The sequence below is a fragment of the Acinetobacter modestus genome, assembly GCF_014636095.1.
GTDB lineage: Bacteria > Pseudomonadota > Gammaproteobacteria > Pseudomonadales > Moraxellaceae > Acinetobacter > Acinetobacter modestus.
On record NZ_BMDV01000003.1, the window covers coordinates 304,493 to 327,231 of the forward strand.

Consider the following 22,739-nt stretch of genomic DNA (forward strand, 5'->3'; position numbering starts at 1 on the left):
GGGAGATCTACAAAATCAAAGTAAACAGACCTAAAAATAGGCGCGATGATTATATGCTGTGAAAACGACATTATGATCATACGGTGACATTTTATTGAGCCTCTTTCTGTTGTCGAGCATGTTGAGTGGTAAAAGTACAACCGATCGATGCAACTATAATCGTTGCTAAAGCGAGCCATTGATTCCAAAGCAAAGTTTCACCCAAAAAGATGAAGCCTGAGAGTGCTGCTACAGCGGGTTCTAAGCTCATCAAAGTACCAAAGCTTAGAGGGGTTAAACTTCGTAATGCAATCATTTCTAGCGTAAAAGGTAAGGCACTGGCTAAAATCGCAAGCCCAATAAAATAGTATAAATTGGGTAGTTCAAAGACTCGATCGATGGCACCACCAGCGAGTGCGAAGGGCAATAAACACAGCATACCAATACTCATACCTAAACAAACCGTATGATTACCAGAAATACCTGATGGTTTTTGACCTGCAATAATATACAGCGCCCAACATGCACCTGCACCGATGGCAAAGCAAACACCGATTAAATCAAGACCTTGTTGTGCTTGTTGCAAAGGGAATAACAGAACCAACCCAAGAATGGCACAACCGACCCAGATGAAATCATATTTTTGTCGTGCATGAAACAGCGCCACACTGAGTGGCCCAATAAATTCAAAGGCTACGGCTAAGCCCAAAGGTAAACGTTCAAGCGATAAATAGAACAGGGCATTCATGCCTGCAAGTGCAACACCATAGCTAAGAATCGCTTTCCAACGCACCACTTTAAAATTGATGGTCCAAATCTTAAAAATCAATGCCAAGATGATTGCACCAAAGCATAAACGTATGGCTGAGACCGTGAGAACTGGAAAACTTTGGAATAGAATTTTGGCTAAAGAACCGCTTCCTTGTACACACAACATGGCAATCATTAACAACAATAAGGCATGAAGTGGGGTTTTTAACATTAGAGAAGCAACTTATTATTTGAAAAATTGGTATATTATTCACATAATAATTCAAATGCGAATAAAAAAGCCACAGCTATTGCTGTGGCTTTTTATAGATTATTCTAAATTTAGCTTAGAACAATACACGTACACGAATTGTGCCTTCAACTTGGCTTAAGGTATCAAGAGCTTCTTGAGAAGCAGATGCGTCAACATCCATAACTAGATAACCAATATCACCTTTGGTCATTAAAGACTGACCAGAGATGTTGATGCCTTGTTCAGCAAATAATGTGTTGATTTTAGACAACACACCTGGCACGTTTTTGTGGATGTGAAGTAAACGGTGTTGACCGTCAGAAAGTGGTAATGCAATTTCTGGGAAGTTCACCGCAGAAAGTGTCATACCTTTATCTGAATATGCAACGAATTTTTCAGCAACTTCTAAACCGATGTTTGCTTGCGCTTCCATCGTAGAACCACCCACGTGCGGTGTTAAAATCACGTTGTCTAAGCCACGAAGTGGAGACTGGAATTCTTCACCATTCGCTTTTGGTTCTTTCGGGAATACGTCGACCGCTGCACCAGCAATGTGACCAGATTTAATCGCATCTGCCAAATCTTCAATAATCACACATGTACCACGTGCAGCATTAATGAAGATCGAACCTTCTTTCATTTTCGCGAACTGTTCTTTTTTGAAGAAGTTACGTGTAGAAGGAACATCTGGAACGTGTAAAGAAACTACATCAGCAGTTTCTAAAAGCTCATCCAATGAACCCACTTGGCGTGCATTACCTAACGGTAATTTAGTTACCGCATCATAATAGCAAACTTTCATACCTAAACTTTCAGCTAAAACTGAAAGTTGTGAACCAATTGAACCGTAACCAATAATACCTAGAGTCTTACCACGCGTTTCAAAAGAACCAACCGCAGATTTGTTCCAACCGCCTGCATGTGTATCTTTTGATTTCTCAGGTACACGACGAAGTAATAAAATTGCTTCAGCAAGAACCAATTCTGCAACCGAACGTGTATTTGAATATGGTGCGTTGAAAACAGGGATACCACGAGACATCGCTGCTTTTAAATCGACTTGGTTGGTACCGATACAGAAACAACCTACCGCAATCAATTTATTCGCTGCTTCAAAGATTTCTTCAGTCAATTGAGTACGCGAACGAATACCAACAAAATGAGCATCTTTGATCGCTTCTTTTAAAGCTTCACCTTCAAGTGCAGTTTTGTGGTAGTCGATGTTGGTATAACCCGCAGCGTTTAATGTATCGATGGCATTTTGGTGCACACCTTCTAACAAAAGGAAACGGATTTTGTCTTTCGGTAGTGATAGATGTTGGCTCATTACGGCTCCGCTACAAAGGCCAAAATTTAGTTGCAGTATCATAGCATAGAGCTTTGAGATATAGATATTTCGTTTAAAATTAGCTCAGCATAAATGTTGAGAATTTTTCAGTTCCGAATGAATTTTAGTGTTTATACACATTTTGTTATGACACTATTGCCATCCTGTGCTTTATCCCTCGCTTGCTTACATGTAAAATAAAGAAATACGATAATCAAACTGATCTATTGAAAGTTTGATGCTTTCGCTAGCGTTTCTATATTTTGGATGTTTCCAGACCTTTGTTTATAAGGTTTTGAAAAATATTATATTGTCATCCAAAAGCCCTATATTCACTTCTTGCTAGGCCTGTAAACGATGAATGCTTCAGTCGCTTTGACACCTGAATTATTGACCCAATTGACGGCAATTGTAGGTGAAAACCGTATTAAAACCGATGCTGACAGTTTAGAAAATTGGGGACGAGATCATACTAAACATTTTGATCCGAACCCATCAGTCATCGTTTTTCCATCAAGTACTGAACAAGTTCAGTCGATTGTAAAACTTGCCAATCAATTCAATGTTGCGATTACGCCATCGGGTGGTCGTACAGGTTTATCGGCTGGTGCTGTGGCGAATAATGGCGAAATCGTGATTAGTTTCGACAAGATGAATCAAATCTTGGAATTTTTGCCAGCAGATCGTATAGTTCGCGTTCAAGCGGGTGTTGTGACTGAACAATTGCAAAATTATGCCGAACAACAAGGCATGTATTACCCAGTTGATTTTGCATCTACAGGTTCTAGTCAAATTGGTGGAAATATCGGAACCAATGCAGGCGGTATTAAAGTCATCAAATACGGTATGACACGTAACTGGGTGCTTGGCTTAACAGTTGTGACGGGTAAAGGCGATATTTTACGTTTAAACAAAGGCATGATTAAAAATGCGACGGGTTATGCATTACAGCATTTGTTTATCGGTGGTGAAGGCACATTAGGTTTAGTGACTGAGGCTGAGATTAAACTTGAGCGTAAGCCACAAAACTTACAAGTCATGGTATTGGGTACGCCTGACTTTGAAGCGGTAATGCCTGTATTACATGCTTTTCAAAAAGAAATCGACTTAACTGCATTCGAATTCTTTGGCGAAGTGGCAATGCAAAAAGTGTTGGATCGTGGTCATGTACAACGTCCATTTGACACAACTTGCCCGTTCTATGTGTTACTCGAATTTGAAGCACCATATGAGCCAATCATGGACAAAGCCATGCAAATTTTTGAACATTGCATGGAACAGGGTTGGGTGATTGATGGTGTGATGAGCCAAAGCTTAGAACAAGCTCAAAGCTTATGGCGTTTACGTGAAGATATTTCAGAATCGATTGCACCGTTTACGCCATATAAAAATGATATTTCCGTGTTAATTACCCATGTGCCTGCGTTTATTGCGGAAATTGATGCGATCGTTGCAGATAACTATCCAGACTTTGAAATCTGCTGGTTTGGTCATATTGGTGATGGTAATTTGCACTTAAATATTCTAAAACCTGAAAATCTGACCAAAGATGAATTCTTTGCCAAGTGTCAGGTGGTGAATAAATATGTGTTTGAGACCGTGAAAAAATATGATGGTTCGATCTCTGCCGAGCATGGTGTGGGGATGACCAAGAAGCCATATTTGGAGTATTCACGTTCGCCTGAAGAAATTGAATATATGAAAGCATTGAAGTTGGCATTTGATCCGAATGGAATTATGAACCCAGGAAAATTATTTGATCTTTAAGAAGCTATATAATTAATTGATGTTTTAAATCAAAAAAACCGCAATATATTTAATTGTATATTGCGGTTTTTCTTATATAGAATTTATAAAAAACCATTTGTAGGGTAAAATATTAATTGAATTAATTTTTTTAATTCTTCAATAAATTATAAAATTAATGAGGATAATAAAATATGAGTATTTCAAAATTCTTTAAAGGATTTGGAGAAATTGTGGAAGGCACTGCTAAATTAACTGGTGAAGCCATTAACGGTGCATGTGGTGTTATTTCAGATATAACAGGTGCAGAATCACTCAAACAAGTAGGGGTTTTGGCTAAAGAATCAACACATCAAACAGGTAAAATTCTTAATCATCTATCTACAGGAATTGGCAAGACAACAGAAGGTTTATTAGATGATAATCCTCAAATGCGAGATCAAGGACTTTCTCAATTAGGGAATACTGTTGTAACAACAGCAAAAGGTGTGGTTGGGGGAGTTGTTGTGACTGCCAATAAAGTTGGTGATGTTTTTGAGGCTGTTATCAATGAAGATATGGATAAAGCTAAATCAGCACTGAAAGAGGTTGCAATCATTGGTGGAGCAGCTATTTTATCTGTTGGGGTTCTAGAGGTCGCAGGTGTTACTAGTATCGTTGGTGATTCCACTGATATTCCGCCTTCTTCGGATATAGCTGTAGAAGGGAACAATCTAGATAATACACATTTTGTAAACCCGCACCATGTAGAAGGGTATACAACATCATCTGGTACTCAAGTTGATGGGTATTGGCGAGATGGTGACGGAAATACCGCTTATGATCGTACAGTTGATAATGGTGGAGGGTATCAACAGACGAATCCCGATAATACGATTCTTAATAATTTTAAAGGTTAGGTAAGCTTAAGAATTATTAAGGTTATGCAAATTTATTAAAAGCTAAATAAAAAGTGTATTTTCATAAGTGCACTTTTTTAAATAGAAGTAAAATTAACATGAACATCCATCACGAAATCGAAAAACTGTTTCAACATCGCCAAGATATTCCATTATTTTATATCGAAAGTGGTAGCCGTTTATGGGGTATGGCGAGCCCTGACAGTGACTATGATGTGCGCGGTTTTCATTTGCCGAGTAAAGACCAGTATTTTGACTATAAAAAGTATCGTGATCTAATTGAAATCATGGATGGGGATTTCGATTTCGTTTCATATGATCTTGATAAAATGTTTGGATTACTTGCAAAAAGTAACCCAACGGTTTTGGAATGGGTCAGAGCACATATCGTTTATTTTAATGCTTTTCCAGAATGGCAAAGCTTTCGAGATGGATTACTTGAGCGAATTGACTATAGTGCGCTATATCATCACTACTTATCGCTGGCAAAAGGCGGGATGAAAGTAATGCAAACTGTGGATAATTTTACTTATAAAAAAGTATTTTATTCGATCCGTGGTTTGATGTCGGCAGAGTTAGCAACTCAAGAAGTCATGCCTGAATTATTGATTACTGATTTATTTGCGCAAGTCTCTGAGCATGATCCATTACGTCATTGGGCAGAAGATTATTTGGAAATTAAAAAACAGCAGAAAGAAAAAGCCCAACTACCTGAAGCGGAACAAGCAGCAATTCTAAATTTATTGGAAACCAAAATTGAGCAATTAACTGCTAAAGAAATGCAAAAAGCTGATCGTCGAGAGGGCTTAGAGCGTTATTTAACGGAATATAGTCGTCATTTAAAGCAGCATTATTATCAGTAAAATTTTTTTACTCACCATCTTGGTTGGACTTATATATTTTCCAATTCATTGAAAAATAATTATCTTGGCGGGGTCTTGCCGAGTGCTCATCTAATTTTAGGATCAGCCTGCGGCTCGCCCTACTTTGGTTTCGCCCAAAGTAGGCAAAGGCATTGTCATCCGCAAAACTCGTTGACTACCATCAACTAGTTTAATAAATCGCAGAAACATCCTTTTATTAATGAAGTCCTGTCTCAAACAGTTGCAGATGACCTTTCCGAGTATCATATTATTTTCGAACTCAGGTTAACAGTTTTATCGGTTAAATTTCGCTTTCCAAAATACGCACTTTGACATTAGCCACATGCGCTTTGGTCGCTTCAAAATGCTTCAACATATGTGCCGTTTGCATATGTGCTTCGAGATGAGCTTTGCTTTTCCATTGTTCTAACATCATAATGCTATTTTCATCTTGCGTCTGCATAGCAATCGCTGGCAGGTGATCAATCAATGGGGTATAGCTATGACAGCCTTCTTCTGCCAATACAGTTGGAATGATTTTTTGGAATGCATCTAAGACTGCTTGGCGGTGTTCTGCACCTGCATGTGTCTGAATTTCTGCAATAATTGTCAACATAGTATTTCTCTCTTAATGGGCAGTCGCAAAAAGCTGATCTAAATGTGCTTTATAAGCTTCGATGTAGCTTGGGACATCAGGCATTTTGATTACATCATTCACAATAAATGTAGGTAATGATTCCATACCCAAGAATTGATTAGCTTTATGGAAAGGTAAATACACGCCATCTACACCCACGCCGTGAAAGAATTGGTCAGGATCAGTGAACGCTTCCATTGGTGCGTTCCATGTCAACGACAACATGTATTTTTTACCTTGAATCAAGCCACCTGAACCATACTTTTTAGAAGCATCAGAACGGCTACGTCCATCGTTGGCATAAAGTGAACCATGACCAATGGTAAAGATATCATCAACGTATTTTTTCATTGTCCATGGCGCACCCATCCACCAGCCTGGCATCTGATAGATCACTACATCTGCCCATAAATATTTTTCAATTTCGGCTTGGATGTCATAGTCACTGTCGGTACGTGTTACTTGTACCGTATGACCTAAGGTTTTTAAATGTGATTCGGAAAAATCGGTTAAGGTGTCATTCAATTCACCATTCGAGTGAGCGAATTGTTTAGCGCCATTAATAATTAAAATATTGCTCATAAAATTAAACTCAAAAATAGATTTCTAAAACTTGGACACATTTTAGAGAATCTATTCATGAGTAAAAATGTATAAATAAGCAAAATACTATTGACTAAAAATCAATAATTATGGCTTCTGTTTTCGTGTTTTATAGGCTTTACGGATCAACCAAATTGCAATAATCACTATATAAAACGCCCAAAATTGGATCAACCATATGAGCGTTTCTTTAAAATATGATAGTCCGATTTTGAATGCTTCGGCTATTCGGGTGAGTAATGGATCGCTGTCTAGTGATGCAATACGATGAATATTGAGGTCGTGACTCTTACGCACTTTTGGCTGTTGGAAAAATTCTAAACGAATGGTGCTATATGCTAGGCGATCTTTCACTTCTAAATCAGTGAGCAGTTGTAATTGATTGTTTACTGCATTAGATGCACTATTATTTTGGTTCGCTGTATTGAGTTTCTCTTCTAAAAGTTTTAATTCATAACGTTTTGCTTCGTAGCTTTGTGTATTAAAGTTCAGCATTAAAGGCAGTAAATGATTTAGAAATGTTGTCACCTGATCATTTGGAATACGTACTATCAGTTGTACCGTCGGCGTGATTTTTTCATAAATATCCACGGTTCCATCGATACGATCATGTTGAGAACGGTCACTCACTTGATAGTCAATTTGCTTATTCTCAATATAGCCATTGTATTGCAATAACTGTTGCTCAAGTATAGATGTGGTTTTTAATACATCGTTCACTTCAAATTTCAATTCAGCACTTTTAATTAATTGCCGATTTTGTTCGAGAGCACTTTGTTGTGTGCTTACTAGCTGTTCAGGATTTTTTGCTGCATTTGCTCGAATTGTTTCACTATTGGGCGCTGCACTTTCTGTCGCTACAGATGCATCGCTTGCAGCACCTTCTTCTTTTTTCGAACAGCCGACAATCGTACTACTGACGACTAAAATAATTACTAATTTTTTTGCTAAATCTGACATTGCTGATGCCTAATCTGTGGTGATGTTCATGTTATAAAATTTGTTTTTTTAGTGACTTGTGATGATGTTCAAATGATTGATAAATACAACAAATCTCTTATAAGTCACATACATTTTGTTGCTTTGAAATCCAGTTTTGCATAGTAGCATAAATGCATGTGGTAAATAGGAAAGGTACAAAATGTATAAAATTTGGATGGTTTTAGGGTGTAGCTTATTTTTAGCCGCATGTAATCAGCCGATTGCACAGTCACAGCAACAAGCAGCGGTACAAAAAAGTACGGCAATACATGCGGTTTTACTCGATCAACCAAATTTATTTCATGATGAAACTAATCTCAAAATTGATCAGCAGTTTAATCGTGCAGAAAACCCAACAGATGCGGAAATCACTGTTGAGCAAGCCCAATTAGATGATTCTGTTGCAGCTATTCGTACCGAATATGAGTTAAAGCGTGATCAAGAAGTCTGGAAGATTGTAAATAAAAAACAAAGCTATCAGTGTGCGAGAGGGGACAATACCAATAAATTCCAGTTTGAATTGTGTTCCTGAATCGCATTGATAAATTGACGATGAATAAAAACCAAACAAAAATGTGGATAACTTTTAGGTTATTCACATATCCACACAATTCCTTTTATTGCTTAAATTGCAGGCATTTTTAAAAAGTGCTAAAGTTGCGCTTGTAAATTTTTACGATAGGTAAAATATTTACGAATCTCACGCAATTTATACACCTTGTGAATACGGTGTTTTCACATTTATTACATGCGCTCTCACTGCATGAAAATCAAAATTTAATTTAAATCAGAACCATAAAATGACGTGGTGCGGAATCTATTTTCTTTTTTTCAAGGAAATGGAATGCACGCGAATTGGTTATTTTTGTGAATAGAACATGATGACGAACAATCAAAGCATGACGTTAAACCGTATAACGCTCATGTTTCCATTAGCTTTAGTGCTATTCGAATTTTCAGTATATATCGGTAATGACTTAATTCAGCCAGCAATGTTGGCAATTACGGAACAATTCGGTGTTAGTGCAACATGGGCACCATCTTCCATGTCTTTTTATTTATTGGGTGGAGCAAGCGTTGCTTGGTTGCTTGGACCTCTTTCAGACCGTCTTGGACGTAAGAAAGTATTATTGGCAGGCGTAGCTTTCTTTACCATCTGTTGTTTGCTGATTTTATTGACGCAGAATATTCAACAATTCCTGACTTTACGTTTCTTACAGGGAATTGGTCTTACGGTCATTTCGGCAGTGGGTTATGCTGCAATTCAGGAAACGTTTGAGGAACGTGATGCCATTAAAGTGATGGCATTAATGGCCAATATCTCATTGCTTGCACCATTACTTGGGCCTGTTCTTGGTGCATTTCTGATTGATTATGTCTCTTGGCATTGGGGTTTTGTTGCAATTGCAATCGTTTCATTCCTGAGTTGGTTTGGTCTAAATAAATTTATGCCAGCAACTCAAGAGCGTCGAGCTAGACAACCTTTTATTTATATTTTTGATGATTTTAAAAAAGTATTCACCAATCGCCGTTTCTTAGGATTAAGCATTGCTTTACCTTTGGTTGGGATGCCATTAATGTTGTGGATTGCGCTGTCACCCATTATCTTGGTCGATGAGTTGAAGCTCAGTAGTGTGCAATATGGTTTAGCGCAATTTCCTATATTTTTCGGGCTTATTGCGGGAAATATCATTCTGATTAAGATTATTGATCGTTTTCCTCTAGGTAAAACGATTTTGATGGGTCTACCCATTATGTTGCTTGGAACCTTATTTCTGGTATTAGGTGTGATTTGGCAAACTTATCTAGTGCCGTGTTTATTGATGGGTATGACCTTAATAAGCTTAGGAGAAGGGATTAGTTTTTCAGTTTTATATCGTTTTGCATTAATGTCTTCAGAAGTATCCAAAGGGACAGTCGCTGCGGCTGTTTCAATGCTATTGATGATGAGTTTCTTTGTGATTATAGAATTGGTGCGTGTACTTTATACGCATTTCCATATTTGGGCTTTTGCTTTAACGAGTGTCAGTTTGATCGGTTTTTGGTTTATGCAACCAAGAGCTGTACTCAAACAAGTGATGCAAGAACGTAAAGCCGAGGGTATCAATTAGTGAATAATATGCTGAACCAGTGGCGTAGTCATTTGTAGCTGCATAAAATATCTACGAAACTGTGGATATCTTTTTAGATACCCACAGTGCTTTTATTATTGAATAACACCGCAGGCAATTCGCTCGCCACCACCACCTAAAGGCTTGGGTGTATCTGAATAATTATCTCCACCCGCATGAATCATGATCGCACGACCTTGAATATCTGAAAGTTTTAGGCGAGGAGCAATGACGGGTGTAACCGCAAAACCTTTATTATTGACCACCAACACAGGTAAGTCACCTAAATGCCCATTCTCAGGTGTACCATGATTGGCAATATGATCTGGGTTGAAGTGACTACCGGCAGCAAGGGCAGCTCCCATTTTGCCATCCTTTAATGCTGCTTCACATGAGCCGTTTTCATGGATATGAAAACCATGTTCACCTGGGGAAAGTTTCCAAAGTGCAGGAGTAATTAATAAACCTTTTGCTGTTTGCTTAAATGTTACTGTTCCAATCGATGCACCTACACCTTTGGCATCGACTTGGTAAACTTGTATGAGTTGTTTCTGATCTGTTGTCGTTGGCTGTGTTTGAATTTTAGATGCATTGTTGTCTAAGTTAATAGACGAACACGCACTCATCATCAAAACTAAACTTGTCAGAAGACAAGAATTTTGTACCGTTGAAATCATTGCAAATTATCCTTATCTATCATCTTTATTTGTTTGATTCAAACAAAGTATGGGATAACTCGCAAGTTGTCAGTAAGATTAAATGGTAAGTCGTGTAAATAAATTACGACTTTGTTTCAGGTGGCGCTTCAATAGCAGCGATTGGCTCCTGAACATTTTCATGTAACCATTCACGCCAGATCGCCAATAAAATAGCTAAGATGACTGGACCAATAAATAAGCCCACTAAACCAAAACTTGCGATTCCTCCTAGCACACCAAACATAATTAAAATGAATGGAATTTGGGTTGCGCCTGAGATAACTAAAGGTCGAATCACATTATCTGAGCTACTTACAATTAAGACACCCCATGTAATCACACCAATTGCTTCGACAGTTTGTCCTTGAGCAAATAGCCATAAACCAACCCCTAAATAGGAGATGGGAGTTCCAAATGGAATTAAGGCCAAAATAAAAGTCACCATGGTGAGCAGCATTGGGTTAGGCACACCTGCTACAAAGTAACTGAGACCCGCTAAAATGGCTTGTGCCACAGCAGTTAACCCCACACCATATACTACAGCGCGTGTTGTTTCTGAAATGGTTTCTAGATAATGATGTACGCGAGGACCAATGATCTTTTCTAAGGCGCGACTCACTTGAGACAAAATCATTTGCCCATCACGATAGAAAAAGAACAGCGTCATGATTGCAAAGGTCAGTTTAACTAAATTTCGACTAATCTCGCTCAGTACAAAACGACCATAGCTCAAATGACCTTGTATCCATTCGGCAACATTCTTCGCAATACTATTCGGATCGGCACTTAATTCATTGACTGTACGACTGATATCTTTACCGACAATTGGTAGTGTTTTAATAAATTCGGGGACTTGAATATGACCTGAGAATAATTGTTTTTGTAAATTAAAATATAAATTTCGGCCTTCGAGTTGCAGCATGAAAATGGCACAAATAAAGGGAACCCCAATTACTAAAATGACTAACGTAATCATGATCGTTGCATTTAGCGTTGGTCGATTTTCACCAAAAAAACGACGTTGTACCCATAAATAAACAGGCCATGTCATATAAGCAATAATCGCTGCCCAAAGAACAGGAACGATAAAGTATTTAAGGATACTGAATCCGAGGAACATTAAGACAAAAAATAGTCCAAACAGCAAAACGCGTTGTAATGTTGGGGCGTATTGTTGCACGATAATATTTCTCTAGTACTAGCAGATAAGTCAAACCATATTAACTGAAAAACTAGTTTAGGGAAATTTTCATTTCCTTATTTAAAGATTCAATATCAAAAGATTACCTTTCTTTGCAAAGCTTAAAACCATTCACTCGGATCATCGACTAACTGATTCAGAACGGGTTGCCATTGGCTTTGAATACTAACGAAGTTTTTCTGTGGCTTATCAAAAATACTTAAACCTTGCATGGCCAACGTGCCATAAGCACTACGTTCTGAAATCCATGCGACAGGCTCTTGTTCAATCTTATTAAAGAAGTCCTGAATGTCTTTTGAACTAGAGCTATTCGCTTTCACGCGATTGGCAATCAACAGAATTTGTACTTTTCCTTTACGTATACGTTTGATGTCTTGTAAATGTTTTAGGAAACGACGCGTACTATCAATATCAAAGAATGAGGGCTGTAAAGGAGTCACAATGGCATGGGCTTCGCTGACCAATTGTTCTGCATGCTCACCTGACAGTGCACCTGGGGCATCAATGATTAAATAATCGAGATGTTTAGGTGCATCACCAATTGATTTTTCATGCCTCCAGTCGAGGCTTTGAATAGCAGCAACAGTTTCAGGGCGTTGTTTTAACCATTGTAATGATGATTTTTGGTTATCAGCATCAGCTAACGCGACTTTATAGCCCTTTTGTGAGAGTGCTGCGGCAAGCGTAATGGCGGTCATGGTTTTACCACAGCCACCTTTTTGATTTGCAATTAATATTGTCTTCATGAAATTAGATTTTTTAACAAGCGTTTTGTATTCAACTATACCTTAGCATCTTTTTCAGTAGAGTGTGTGACACATGACAAAAGTTTAATGTTGCAGTTAAATAGCAGATTCAGAAAAAGGAAAGTTTTATGTCGGTTTGGCTTGCAATGTTAATTGGTGGCTGCATTGGTGTTGTGATTACCACACTAATTTTATCCAATACGCGGAATGGTCGTATTCAGGCGGAATATGAAAAATATATTGCTGAATTAGAATTAGAACATAAGCAAGCTTTACGAGATGCGCAGAAACGTAGTGTAAATACCAGTCGTGCGGTATTAAAAGGAAAAATGGCAGAACAGTTTGCGCCGATTTTACCTGAATTTCAGTATTTACCCAGTGATGCAAAATTTCTCGGTGATCCTGTCGATTACGTGGTTTTTGATGGCTATACCGATTTTCGTGATGGTGATGGGACTGCGGACGATATTGAGGTGATTCTACTTGATATTAAAAGTGGTGGTGCGCGCTTGAGCAAAGGACAGCAGGCAATTGCTCAAGCAGTACGTGAAGGACGTATTCGTTTTGAAACGCTAAGAATTGATTTTGAAAATTAATGACTGCTTTGAATTTATAACTTTTGCACGCGAGCCAATAGCATTTTTTGTGCAATCGCAGGAATACCATCTGCATCAAAATATTCTTTTTCAAGAAATTTAAATTTAGCTTGTGCAAGGTGTCGTTCAATATCGCGATTGAGATGGCATCCATCTCCAATCCTTTTTTGTATCGGAGTGAGTAGGGTCTGTAAGGATTGTAATTTGATCGAATCAGGATGTTTCACATGTTCAATTAAATGAAAGGTGCCTGTAGGTTTCAACACTCGATAAATTTCTGCTAAGGCGACATCAAGTTTTGGAATGCTACAGAGTGTCCATGTGGAAACAATATGATCTAAACTTGCATCGGCGAATGGAAGTTTCTCTGCGCTAGATTGTACATGCTTAATATAAAAAGGCGCATGCTGAACTCGTTCAACAGCAAGATGATAAATGTCTGGATTGGGTTCCAAAGCATAAAGTGAGTCAATATTGCCATAGAAAGGAATATTTAAACCTGTACCAAAACCTATTTCGAGGACTTCACCTTCGATAGGAACCAATAATTCACGACGCTTATCCATTAGACTTGCAGTCTGCATGACTTGGTTGAGTAAATGTGGGAAAACTCGACGTTGATAGAATTGATAAATCATAGAGATCCATTCGTTGATTCAGATTAGAGAAATCAGTAACAAAGCCACAAAAATATGACTAAAGTAAGTTTGATTGTTACTAAAAAAAGTAATTTTTTTCATCATCTAAGCATACTATGAAGAGATACGCTTTTCTAAGAATTTAGTTAGATTTTGAGGGTGATGAGCCATGAAAAAACGTCTATGGATGAGTTTAGGCATGGTGGTTATGCTTGGGCAGGCACATGCATCGACCAGCGGAATAGAATATAACATTGCCAATGGTTTATCGCCGATCGCAAAGGATCAGTCTATTTCGGTGTTACAGCCTTTTTATGGCAACTTCCGTATTCTTGGTTCTAAAATGTACCAAGATGACGAACAAGCAAAATTTTCTCCGATTGATTATGCCGTGAGTTGGGGTTTGTTTGCCAAGCCCGAGATTGCACGTAAAATCTCAGTAAATCAATATGACCGCTATTTGAATTGGAAAATAGATAAGCTACCTGTTCCTGCAAATCAAGCCATGCAAATGGTTTCCAATATGCATATTATTCCCGCAAATCCTGAAATTGCCCAGCAAATCAAACAAGTGAAGCGTGGGGATTTGGTGCAGTTGAAAGGTGAGTTGGTTGAAATTCGGGATAAAGATTTGGTTTGGCGATCTTCTCTAACACCTACGGATACAGGTGATGGAGCATGTGAGTTATTCCGTGTTAATTCAATTCAGTGGATAGAAAAACAAAAAATCTAATCTTGTTGAAATAAGAGAGGGTCGTATGACCCTCAATGTTTTATATCACTCACTAGCCTTTTTAATTTCTGTTGGTTGGGAACTTTTCCAATGGTGTAGTTGGCTTTGCGCATGTAGATATTCATTTAAATGATCAACTTGTTTAGCCGTATCAGTATTTTCTGTGGTACTCGTTAAGGTGCTTTGCTCGAGTACTTTGGCTTGATTATCCCAGTATTCATATAAAAGTCCTTGAATATATCGACCTTGTTCTGTTTTAAGTTCTAACTCTTTCAGCATATTCAGTGCCGATTGAACATTATCTTTTTGGCGTTGCTGTTCAAACGCTGGAGTGAGCGTATTGGCTTCTTTCATCTTCGCCAGCTCTATTTCCATGCTGTCGCTCATTTCGGTAAAACGACGGTCATAGTCATCTAGAATCGCAATATCATGCGCATCGTCAGCTGTTGTAGGGAACTGTTTAATAGGGATTTGTTTAAGCTGACCAATCGCATCATTAGAATTTTGAGTTTGCTGTTCTTGTGGAGAGGGGGCTTTGGGGTCTTTGTTACAAGCACTCAGTAATAGTGTAGAGCTGATCAGGCAACTGAGTGCAATCGTGGTTTTAAATTTAAAGGTCATAGAAACACCTGATTTATTGTTACTTTGCTATTTTTTGGAAATGGTAGGCAAAGGTTGTATAAGGAAAATCAATCTGATCTTGAGCAGTTCGCCCTGTAAAATCAAATACAATTTGTTCAAATCTTGCTTTTAATTGCTGTTGTTGATGTTCTGGCATTGCTGCAATAAAACTCGTGGAAAGTAATCGTTTGCTCACCACTTGTTCTACCGTACCTGTATGTTGAAGTTGAAAGGTCTGAAGACCGTTGAATTGAAAGAGCTGTTGTTGCTCAAAAACCTGTTTCCATTTCTCACTATGATAACGTGGTGTATCTGCTTCAAATGGGGCGATTTCATCGGCCAACGCTTTGACCCAGTCAACAGTAATATCACGTTGATTCCAAACTAGCCCAAGATGCCCCGCAGGAATTAATACCCGATACATTTCCTTGAGCGTTTCGATATTTGAGAACCAGTGGAAAGATTGGGCACAAATAATGGCGTTAATGGATTCATCCTTCACCAGAAGTTGATCGCTTGAAGTCTGTAGACATTCGACTGTGCTATAGCTTTGCTGCAGTTGTTCTCGCATCGCTGTCACAGGTTCAACGGCAATTACTTTTGCCTGTGTCTGAAGCAGGAAAGGTAAGAATTTGCCAGTCCCTGAACCGAGGTCAATAACAGTGGAATTTTCACCGACTTTGAGCTGATCTTGCAGCCAAACGAGGATTTCTGGTGGGTAACTGGGACGAACTTGCTGATACAGTTCAGCCCCTAAACTAAAGCCTTTTTGAGCGGAAGGATGTAAAGATTGTGTCATTTTTTGCGCTTTTTAATCTGTCTTATCTCTATAAAATAAGATACTCCGCAAATAGGGTTTGGCAAAGACATCATTTGATGGCTTTTTGCGACAAGCCTAGGATTAATTTTTCAGTGTGAGCATGGATAAGCAAATAATATTTGAAGATGAACATATTCGCGTTATTTTTTTAAAAGGTTCAAGTGACACTTTGGTGGTTTCGTTTGGCGATTTAATTAGTCGTGCCAAAGGAATGTCAATTAATGCTGAAAAATCACTCATAAAATATCAATACAATGTCATCGGTATTATGCCGAAGCAAAAATCTTGGTTTCCTAAAAGCAGCATGCTTGAGATGCAGCGACAGATTCATCCGATCTTAGAACAGTTTGAGCAGATTGTGGGTTACGGTGGATCAATGGGAGGCTATGCTGCGATTAAATATTCTAATTTATTGAATATGCATAAAATCGTTGCTTTTGTACCACAATATTCGATAGACCCTGACGTGGTTCATGATCGCCGTTATGCAGAATTTTTTGACGCATCTATTCATCAAAATATGCAGATTCAGGCGGATGAAGTGGATTCATCTCGTGAATACATTATTGTCTATGATCCATACTATGCAGAAGATAAAGAACATTTCTTAAAAATACAGCCCTTATTACCAAAGATGCATGTGATTCATTTGCCTTTTACAGGACATGAAGCACTCTCGGTTTTGGCAAGTTCACAATTACTCAATGATTTTGTTGAGCAACCTTTTGAGATTACTTATTTTTATAAGCGTGTTCGAGAGGTTAAAAAGCAAAGTAAGTTCTACTATCGGCATGTATTGGATGCGTTATTAACCAGGCATCATCAGGCTTTATTGCGAATCTTACAAAATAACGATTTTGAATTAGATGAGCGTTATTTTGATGCTGTTCTTAAGCAAAAATTGGTTCAACAATTATTTAATCTACAACAGGGTACTGAGCAAAATTTACGGAAGTTAGGTATTCATCCGCATTTTATGCAACAGATGGACAGCTCAGTGCCAACCATTTGCACGATTCAAAATACATTGTTAGTTTTTAATTTAGTCAGCTTAAAGCTAGAAGCTTATAACGCTGAAGCAATTAAGGCGAATCAACAATATCTGCTGCCATTGAAAGCCAGTGCGAATGCCGTTGTTGAACTTGAGTTAAATGCAGAATCTTATGTTTTGACGATGAATGATCGTGGGATTCATAAGTTAGTTAAAGTCGGTGAAGCTTTGGCTTTGGATCAGTCTTTATTGATTTTTAAACGTTATCCTGAATTTTATCAACTCAGTTATAAAAACTTAACCTTGAGTTGTGATGATCATGGGCAGGGACATTTTATTGAAGATCATGCGGATGAGCAGACCAAACTACAATTGATAGATTAAATCACATAATCAAAAGCCCTTTGCTTAAGCAAAGGGCTTTTGACGATGGGTTAGAAAATTAGTTTGTACCCACTTTTGCATTGGTATTTACGTTCGCATTTACACCTAATACTTTCACACCAACATTGGCACCTGTTTGTAGATTTTTTCGATCTGCATTTAAGCCTGTTTTTGCATTTACAGATGAAGTTTTAGCATTCAGTTGTGTATTTAAATTCGTTTCCGCATTTAAATTTAATGCTTTAGATTTAGTTTGCTTTTCTTCAATTCGTTTTTTGATGTTGGCCTTTTGGTCAGCAGTAAATCTCTTACCATCATTTGCTTTGTCTACGGTGTAATCACGCGTATTTTTGACAGCCTCACCTGTTTTATTAATAACTTGTGAACTCACATTGGTTGCGACATCAACCGTTTTTTGAGTGGCATTTATACCTGTATCTACAGCAGCATGACCGACATGTTGAGCTGCATGACCAACGCCTTGTGCTGTATTTTTAACTGCACCAGTAACGCCTTTGATCAAGCCACCTGATTCGACATTCACTTGTGCAGAACCATTGGCATTTACACCAACGTTTTGCGCAAAAATAGATGCAGAAGCAAGTAGAGTTGTTGTGACGATAGCTGTTTTGATCATTTTTTTCATTGCGATTTCCTTAGCGGTGTACCGTATTGGGGTACTTCATCAACGCAAATGCATCATAGCGAGCAAAAGAAAGAAAGCGATGGATTTCAGCAAAACTTTACAAGCACATTACAGCTTAAAAACACTGTAGCTAGAAATTGTGGAGATTTAAATTTTTATAATTAAATGAAAAATAAAGTAAAAAAGTTATGTTATTCAAATAACTCATCTCAATATAATTGAAAGAAAAGGTGAAAAGCATATTTTATCAACTTTCATATTGATCTGAATAAAGAAAATTGAATGATCAAATTTACGCTGCTTCAAACGTTATTTTAAATCTCTACTTTAAAACCTAGATCAACTTCTGAAGCAGGAATCCCTCCGCGAATTCCCCAGTTCTCTAAGGCTTGTTCTTGAAGCAAAATAAAAATGTCATCTTTAGGAATACCTAGCTCAGTTAAATTTTTAACTAAGGTTTGATAGAGCTTTTTTTTCGTTTCAAGGCTGCGGCCGTAAAACATGCAAATTTCAATTAAAGTATATTTTTCAGATTTGTTCGGTGGTATCCAAAAGTGTTCAGGGCGATGCTCAATATAACGAATTTGTCGATCATGCTCAGGGATTTGTAAAACTTCCCGTTGTGCTTGTATAACAGCATGCATCAGCGCTTGAACGGTTTCAGGGGCATGTGAATAACACACCTCGATTTTTGATAATGGCATGGTAAATTGCTCTTTTTATTTATTTCTTGCTTTGTTCCAGTTGATAATTCTACAACAACATATTAAGCAGAGAGGGAAATTTTTATTTCCCCTATATCGTTATATTGAATGACATTGAGCTAAAGCTGTTTGACTGAAATGGCTTTTGAGCTTCTCAAAATTATGTTTTGTTTCATCGCTATGAATATCGAAAACAGTGACAGTCCGTGTTTTCTGATCCAGTTTATGCTTTTGTGTCGCCACATCAATCGCACCCTTTAAATCATATTGATAGGTTTCAGAAACAGCACGACTGAGTTGATTTGCTTTGAAATGCCAAGTTTCTGTACTTTCACCACCATCAAAATAGCCTGTAAATTGGATCAGACAACCATTGTTAGAGCGGCTCAATGTTGCCAAATTGGTTTTGGTATTGGGAAGAGCTTCAATATTTTGGATTTGTTCTAACTGTTGTATGGGAGAGGTTGATGCTGTCGGTAAATAAGAACACGCAGTGAAACTGATTAAGCTGAGTAATGGTAGTACCATCATTTTGAATGAGCGGTGCATCATTTGCAAAATTCCAATCCTATGAATTTATGCCATTTAGTGTGTAGAGAAATATGAAGAAGTTCAATCTGTGTTTTGAGACAACACTGTAAAGTTTAGCTAAATCTTTCGCCTAAAATCTTCAGCAGACCACTTTAACAATTTGTGTCAAAAATGACCTAATAAAAGGCCTATCTTGATAATGACCCTCTCAGTTGTTTATGCGATGTTGTTCACGGAATTAAAATAAGGAAATACGTGGTTATGGGTACGAAATCGAAGACTGTGCCATTTTATCGAGTGATTGTGATTGGTGGTGGTTTTGCTGGTCTAGGCGCAGCCATTAAATTAAAACAAGCAGGTATCCAAGATTTTATTTTGTTGGAAAAAGCCGATGAGTTAGGCGGGGTATGGCGTGAAAATACCTATCCGGGCTGTGCTTGTGATGTTCCATCTGCACTATATTCGTATTCTTTTGAACCCAATCCTGCATGGAGTCGTGTATTTGCAGGGCAAGCTGAAATCAAACAATATCTGCAAAATACAGCACAAAAATACCAAGTTTTACCGCATGTGCATTTCCAACATGAAGCGCTATCAGCAAGTTGGTCTGATGCAAAACAGTGCTGGATTATTAAAACCAATCAAGGTGAATTACATTCACAATTTGCGATTATGGCATGTGGACCAATGCATGAACCTGTGATTCCGAATGTAAAAGGTCTCAAAGATTTTGAAGGTGAGATTTTCCATTCATCTCATTGGCGACATGATGTGGATTTAACAGGTAAACGTGTTGCAGTCATTGGTACAGGTGCTTCAGCAATTCAGTTTGTGCCGCAGATCCAGCCGTTGGTAAAACAACTCACTGTATTTCAACGTACACCGCATTGGGTATTACCAAAATCTGATATGTCACTGCCAAGTGCCATTCAAACTTTATTTAAATATGTCCCTGTCACTCAGTTAGTGATGCGTGGTTCAGTCTATGGCATCTTTGAAACCTTAAATGGTGGTTTACAAAGTAATGCTGCGATGCGACAAGTACAGCGTATTGCTGAATTTCATATTAAACAGGGCATCAAAGACCCTGAGTTACGCGCTAAAGTGACGCCAAATTATGTGATCGGCTGTAAACGCATTTTGCAATCTAATGAATGGTATTCAGCCTTAGCTCAAGATAATGTCAATGTTGTTGCAGGGGCATTGAGTGAAGTCAAAGGCAAGCAGTTGATTGCCAGTGATGGCTCAACCTTTGAGGCTGATGTGATCATTCTTGGTACGGGTTTTGAAGTGGCTGAACCGCCAATTGCACAGCGTGTCTATAACCGTTATGGACAAAGCATGTCTGATGTATGGCAGGGCAGTCCAGAAGGTTATATGGGAACCATGGTGGCAGATTGCCCGAATGGCTTTTTGATGTTTGGACCGAATATTGCGGTGAGTTCCTCAGCTTTCATCATTATTGAAGCACAGCTCACTTATATTATAGATGCGTTAAAACAAGCGATTCAAAACAATATCAAAACTATAGAACCCGATCCTGTGCGTATGGCTGATTTTAATCAACGCGTACAAAAAGCTTTGCAAACCACTGTCTGGAACAAGGGTGGTTGTCAGAGTTATTTTATTGATCGAAATGGGCGCAATAGTACGGTCTGGCCGTGGACGACGTTTAAGATGCGTCAGCAACTCAGCCGTTTTAATTTAAATGAATATCTGATTGATCATCAGGTTAAGCTCGAAACTGAAACAGCTTAAATCTCTATCATTAATAAAAAAACCTCTAACTTTTGATTAGAGGTTTTTTTATTTAGTTCGATGATGGCTGACTAAGTTCAGCTCGTTCAATGGGAACATGTCCATCATTTGTACCCACTACAGCATCTTTGGTGTCTTGCCATTTTTTAGCAGTGTATTGTTTAGCTTTTTCAGTTTGGTCTTGAACGATTTCAGACTGTTCTTCAGTATATTTCTTGGTGTCTTGCCATTTTTCACTGATTTTTTGTGATGTATTTTCAGATGCACCTTGAATTGAGCCACCTAAGTTTTGTAGTCCTTTGCCTGTTTTATACAGCAATACACGACCGAGGCTAGGGTTGTCACCATAAGGAAGTGTTTTTTCAGCTGTTGCAGTGTTTGCATTCGCCGTAGTTGTATTTGTTTCTGCTGCCCAGAGAGAAGACGATGCGATCAGTGCAGTCGCTAAATATAGTGCAGGTACTTTTTTCAACATCTTTTATCCTTTTGGCAATAACGTTGCAATTCAAGTTTTATAGCTTATCGTCAAGTTCAAGAAAAGAGTGGAAGTGATATGAAATTGATACAGTTATGTTATGTATAAATAATGAGATTTGATGCTCCTAAATAGTATCATAGAAAGAAATAATTAATCGTGGCTTAGCTGAAAAAATGATTGTTGTAACTTTAACGTATAAAAAACCATTGAACGAGGTTGATTCTTTTCTAAATGAGCATGTTCGCTTTTTACAGGATAACTACGAGCAAAAGAAGTTTTTAGCATCTGGACGTCGTGAGAATAGAGTGGGCGGTGTAATTTTAATATTAGGTTCATCTATACAAGAAGCTAAAGAAATAATGAAAAATGACCCATTTTATATTCAGCAGATTGCAGATTATGATTTCTTATTGTTTGAGCCTTCAAAGTGTTTGGATGAGATTAAAGCACTTGTGTCAATGAATTAAAGTAAAAAATAAAGAGATCTATTAAAGATCCCTTTATTTAAGATGTGCTTAGAGCTTAACCCTGCATACACTGATATTCGTTATCACGATGGCATCTTTAATGAATGCGATAATTGTGGGTGCATAAGATTGCGCAAAGCGATTTATTGGATTCTTACAACTTTTTCCACGCGATCCGATGAGTCATAGATCACTTGAATAATTGTTTTGTCACTTTTAGTGGCTGATTCTGGGATCGATAATACATCGATTAATGGCTCAAACTTGATATAGCTTGCCATCAGACCATTATATAAAGCTAGCCCATACATCTTAGCGTTGTTCTCTCTTTTATAGAATATAAAAGTATCAATCCGTTGATTCCCGATTAATTTACTTGAGCTTGGTGTAATCACTTTGGTAATAAATTCACTTCGAGCCATTCCAATAGTGATAGGATCTTGTACATTTTGATGATTTTCTATCTCTGGCTGAGCTTTAGAACTAGGATTTAAAGAACAAGCACTTTGCCCAATAACTAAAAGAATCAAGAATAATAAAGCGTATTTCTTCATGTAGTTATAGTCTTCTTAGATTCT

The 22,739-nt window shown here is 37.9% G+C and carries 26 protein-coding genes; 10 read left to right on the forward strand and 16 right to left on the reverse strand.

Annotated elements, in window-relative coordinates; genetic code table 11:
- Nucleotides 1-91 precede the first annotated feature (91 nt).
- Nucleotides 92-961 carry an EamA family transporter gene (locus IEV17_RS09615; RefSeq protein ID WP_004660222.1) on the reverse strand — a complete coding sequence of 290 codons (870 nt, stop codon included), beginning with the start codon at nt 959-961 and terminating at the stop codon, nt 92-94.
- Between the two features lie 115 nt (nt 962-1,076).
- On the reverse strand, nt 1,077-2,309 hold the full coding sequence (gene serA, locus IEV17_RS09620; protein WP_004660223.1) for a phosphoglycerate dehydrogenase: 1,233 nt from the start codon (nt 2,307-2,309) through the stop codon (nt 1,077-1,079).
- A 357-nt stretch (nt 2,310-2,666) separates the two neighbouring features.
- Between serA and IEV17_RS09625 the strand changes: the two genes are divergently transcribed.
- The 3 genes from IEV17_RS09625 (at nt 2,667) to IEV17_RS09635 (ending at nt 5,817) form a co-directional block, all read left to right on the forward strand.
- Nucleotides 2,667-4,076, forward strand: a complete 1,410-nt coding sequence (locus IEV17_RS09625; RefSeq protein WP_004660224.1) for a D-2-hydroxyglutarate dehydrogenase — start codon at nt 2,667-2,669, stop codon at nt 4,074-4,076.
- Nucleotides 4,077-4,249: 173 nt separating this feature from the next.
- Nucleotides 4,250-4,954, forward strand: coding sequence for a hypothetical protein (locus tag IEV17_RS09630; RefSeq protein WP_004660225.1), 705 nt, complete (start codon nt 4,250-4,252; stop codon nt 4,952-4,954).
- Between the two features lie 98 nt (nt 4,955-5,052).
- Nucleotides 5,053-5,817: a nucleotidyltransferase domain-containing protein gene (locus IEV17_RS09635; RefSeq protein WP_004660227.1), complete on the forward strand. Its 765-nt coding sequence runs from the start codon at nt 5,053-5,055 to the stop codon at nt 5,815-5,817.
- Nucleotides 5,818-6,118: 301 nt separating this feature from the next.
- Here IEV17_RS09635 and IEV17_RS09640 read toward each other — a convergent pair whose 3' ends face one another.
- From IEV17_RS09640 to IEV17_RS09650, 3 genes are all read right to left on the reverse strand, one after another.
- A complete protein-coding gene (locus IEV17_RS09640) occupies nt 6,119-6,433 on the reverse strand; it encodes a putative quinol monooxygenase (RefSeq protein ID WP_004660228.1) in 315 nt (104 codons plus the stop codon).
- A 12-nt stretch (nt 6,434-6,445) separates the two neighbouring features.
- Nucleotides 6,446-7,036: an NAD(P)H-dependent oxidoreductase gene (locus tag IEV17_RS09645; protein ID WP_004660230.1), complete on the reverse strand. Its 591-nt coding sequence runs from the start codon at nt 7,034-7,036 to the stop codon at nt 6,446-6,448.
- Nucleotides 7,037-7,144: 108 nt separating this feature from the next.
- Nucleotides 7,145-8,017, reverse strand: coding sequence for a DUF4349 domain-containing protein (locus IEV17_RS09650; protein ID WP_004660231.1), 873 nt, complete (start codon nt 8,015-8,017; stop codon nt 7,145-7,147).
- A gap of 181 nt (nt 8,018-8,198) precedes the next feature.
- Between IEV17_RS09650 and IEV17_RS09655 the strand changes: the two genes are divergently transcribed.
- Together IEV17_RS09655 and craA are read left to right on the forward strand one after the other, a co-directional pair.
- Nucleotides 8,199-8,570: a hypothetical protein gene (locus tag IEV17_RS09655; RefSeq protein WP_004660233.1), complete on the forward strand. Its 372-nt coding sequence runs from the start codon at nt 8,199-8,201 to the stop codon at nt 8,568-8,570.
- 349 nt (nt 8,571-8,919) lie between these two features.
- The gene (gene craA / locus IEV17_RS09660; RefSeq protein ID WP_171062400.1) at nt 8,920-10,149 is read left to right on the forward strand and encodes a chloramphenicol efflux MFS transporter CraA; all 1,230 of its coding nucleotides are present in this window, start codon (nt 8,920-8,922) and stop codon (nt 10,147-10,149) included.
- A 95-nt stretch (nt 10,150-10,244) separates the two neighbouring features.
- Here craA and sodC read toward each other — a convergent pair whose 3' ends face one another.
- The 3 genes from sodC to IEV17_RS09675 form a co-directional block, all read right to left on the reverse strand.
- Nucleotides 10,245-10,826 (reverse strand): superoxide dismutase family protein, encoded by a 582-nt coding sequence (gene sodC, locus IEV17_RS09665; protein ID WP_004660237.1) that lies wholly within the window; start codon nt 10,824-10,826, stop codon nt 10,245-10,247.
- Nucleotides 10,827-10,929: 103 nt separating this feature from the next.
- Nucleotides 10,930-12,027, reverse strand: a complete 1,098-nt coding sequence (locus IEV17_RS09670; protein ID WP_004660239.1) for an AI-2E family transporter — start codon at nt 12,025-12,027, stop codon at nt 10,930-10,932.
- Nucleotides 12,028-12,149: 122 nt separating this feature from the next.
- The gene (locus IEV17_RS09675) at nt 12,150-12,794 is read right to left on the reverse strand and encodes a ParA family protein (RefSeq protein WP_004660241.1); all 645 of its coding nucleotides are present in this window, start codon (nt 12,792-12,794) and stop codon (nt 12,150-12,152) included.
- A 128-nt stretch (nt 12,795-12,922) separates the two neighbouring features.
- Here IEV17_RS09675 and IEV17_RS09680 point away from each other — a divergent pair, with 128 nt between their 5' ends.
- Nucleotides 12,923-13,390, forward strand: a complete 468-nt coding sequence (locus IEV17_RS09680; protein ID WP_004660242.1) for a Holliday junction resolvase-like protein — start codon at nt 12,923-12,925, stop codon at nt 13,388-13,390.
- A 14-nt stretch (nt 13,391-13,404) separates the two neighbouring features.
- Here IEV17_RS09680 and IEV17_RS09685 read toward each other — a convergent pair whose 3' ends face one another.
- Nucleotides 13,405-14,028 carry a class I SAM-dependent methyltransferase gene (locus tag IEV17_RS09685; protein WP_004660243.1) on the reverse strand — a complete coding sequence of 208 codons (624 nt, stop codon included), beginning with the start codon at nt 14,026-14,028 and terminating at the stop codon, nt 13,405-13,407.
- A 169-nt stretch (nt 14,029-14,197) separates the two neighbouring features.
- Between IEV17_RS09685 and IEV17_RS09690 the strand changes: the two genes are divergently transcribed.
- Nucleotides 14,198-14,761 carry a hypothetical protein gene (locus IEV17_RS09690; protein WP_004660247.1) on the forward strand — a complete coding sequence of 188 codons (564 nt, stop codon included), beginning with the start codon at nt 14,198-14,200 and terminating at the stop codon, nt 14,759-14,761.
- 45 nt (nt 14,762-14,806) lie between these two features.
- Here IEV17_RS09690 and IEV17_RS09695 read toward each other — a convergent pair whose 3' ends face one another.
- Both IEV17_RS09695 and IEV17_RS09700 read right to left on the reverse strand, forming a co-directional pair.
- Nucleotides 14,807-15,382: a hypothetical protein gene (locus IEV17_RS09695; protein ID WP_004660250.1), complete on the reverse strand. Its 576-nt coding sequence runs from the start codon at nt 15,380-15,382 to the stop codon at nt 14,807-14,809.
- A 19-nt stretch (nt 15,383-15,401) separates the two neighbouring features.
- Nucleotides 15,402-16,181 (reverse strand): class I SAM-dependent methyltransferase, encoded by a 780-nt coding sequence (locus IEV17_RS09700; protein ID WP_004660252.1) that lies wholly within the window; start codon nt 16,179-16,181, stop codon nt 15,402-15,404.
- 121 nt (nt 16,182-16,302) lie between these two features.
- On the opposite strand from IEV17_RS09700, the gene IEV17_RS09705 reads away from it, so the two are divergent.
- Nucleotides 16,303-17,577 carry a hypothetical protein gene (locus tag IEV17_RS09705; protein WP_004660254.1) on the forward strand — a complete coding sequence of 425 codons (1,275 nt, stop codon included), beginning with the start codon at nt 16,303-16,305 and terminating at the stop codon, nt 17,575-17,577.
- Nucleotides 17,578-17,635: 58 nt separating this feature from the next.
- On the opposite strand, the gene IEV17_RS09710 is transcribed toward IEV17_RS09705, so the two are convergent.
- The 3 genes from IEV17_RS09710 to IEV17_RS09720 form a co-directional block, all read right to left on the reverse strand.
- On the reverse strand, nt 17,636-18,223 hold the full coding sequence (locus tag IEV17_RS09710) for a hypothetical protein (RefSeq protein ID WP_004660256.1): 588 nt from the start codon (nt 18,221-18,223) through the stop codon (nt 17,636-17,638).
- Nucleotides 18,224-18,537: 314 nt separating this feature from the next.
- On the reverse strand, nt 18,538-18,927 hold the full coding sequence (locus IEV17_RS09715; RefSeq protein WP_004660261.1) for a tautomerase family protein: 390 nt from the start codon (nt 18,925-18,927) through the stop codon (nt 18,538-18,540).
- A 99-nt stretch (nt 18,928-19,026) separates the two neighbouring features.
- Nucleotides 19,027-19,479, reverse strand: a complete 453-nt coding sequence (locus tag IEV17_RS09720) for a hypothetical protein (RefSeq protein ID WP_004660262.1) — start codon at nt 19,477-19,479, stop codon at nt 19,027-19,029.
- 240 nt (nt 19,480-19,719) lie between these two features.
- Here IEV17_RS09720 and IEV17_RS09725 point away from each other — a divergent pair, with 240 nt between their 5' ends.
- Nucleotides 19,720-21,216: a flavin-containing monooxygenase gene (locus tag IEV17_RS09725; protein ID WP_004660263.1), complete on the forward strand. Its 1,497-nt coding sequence runs from the start codon at nt 19,720-19,722 to the stop codon at nt 21,214-21,216.
- 52 nt (nt 21,217-21,268) lie between these two features.
- Here IEV17_RS09725 and IEV17_RS09730 read toward each other — a convergent pair whose 3' ends face one another.
- Nucleotides 21,269-21,691: a hypothetical protein gene (locus IEV17_RS09730; protein WP_004660264.1), complete on the reverse strand. Its 423-nt coding sequence runs from the start codon at nt 21,689-21,691 to the stop codon at nt 21,269-21,271.
- 176 nt (nt 21,692-21,867) lie between these two features.
- On the opposite strand from IEV17_RS09730, the gene IEV17_RS09735 reads away from it, so the two are divergent.
- Nucleotides 21,868-22,161, forward strand: a complete 294-nt coding sequence (locus IEV17_RS09735; protein WP_004660265.1) for a YciI family protein — start codon at nt 21,868-21,870, stop codon at nt 22,159-22,161.
- Between the two features lie 143 nt (nt 22,162-22,304).
- Here the strand turns inward: IEV17_RS09735 and IEV17_RS09740 are convergent, their stop codons facing one another.
- Entirely contained in the window at nt 22,305-22,715 is a 411-nt protein-coding gene (locus tag IEV17_RS09740; RefSeq protein ID WP_004660266.1) for a lipase chaperone, read from the reverse strand.
- Nucleotides 22,716-22,739 lie beyond the last annotated feature (24 nt).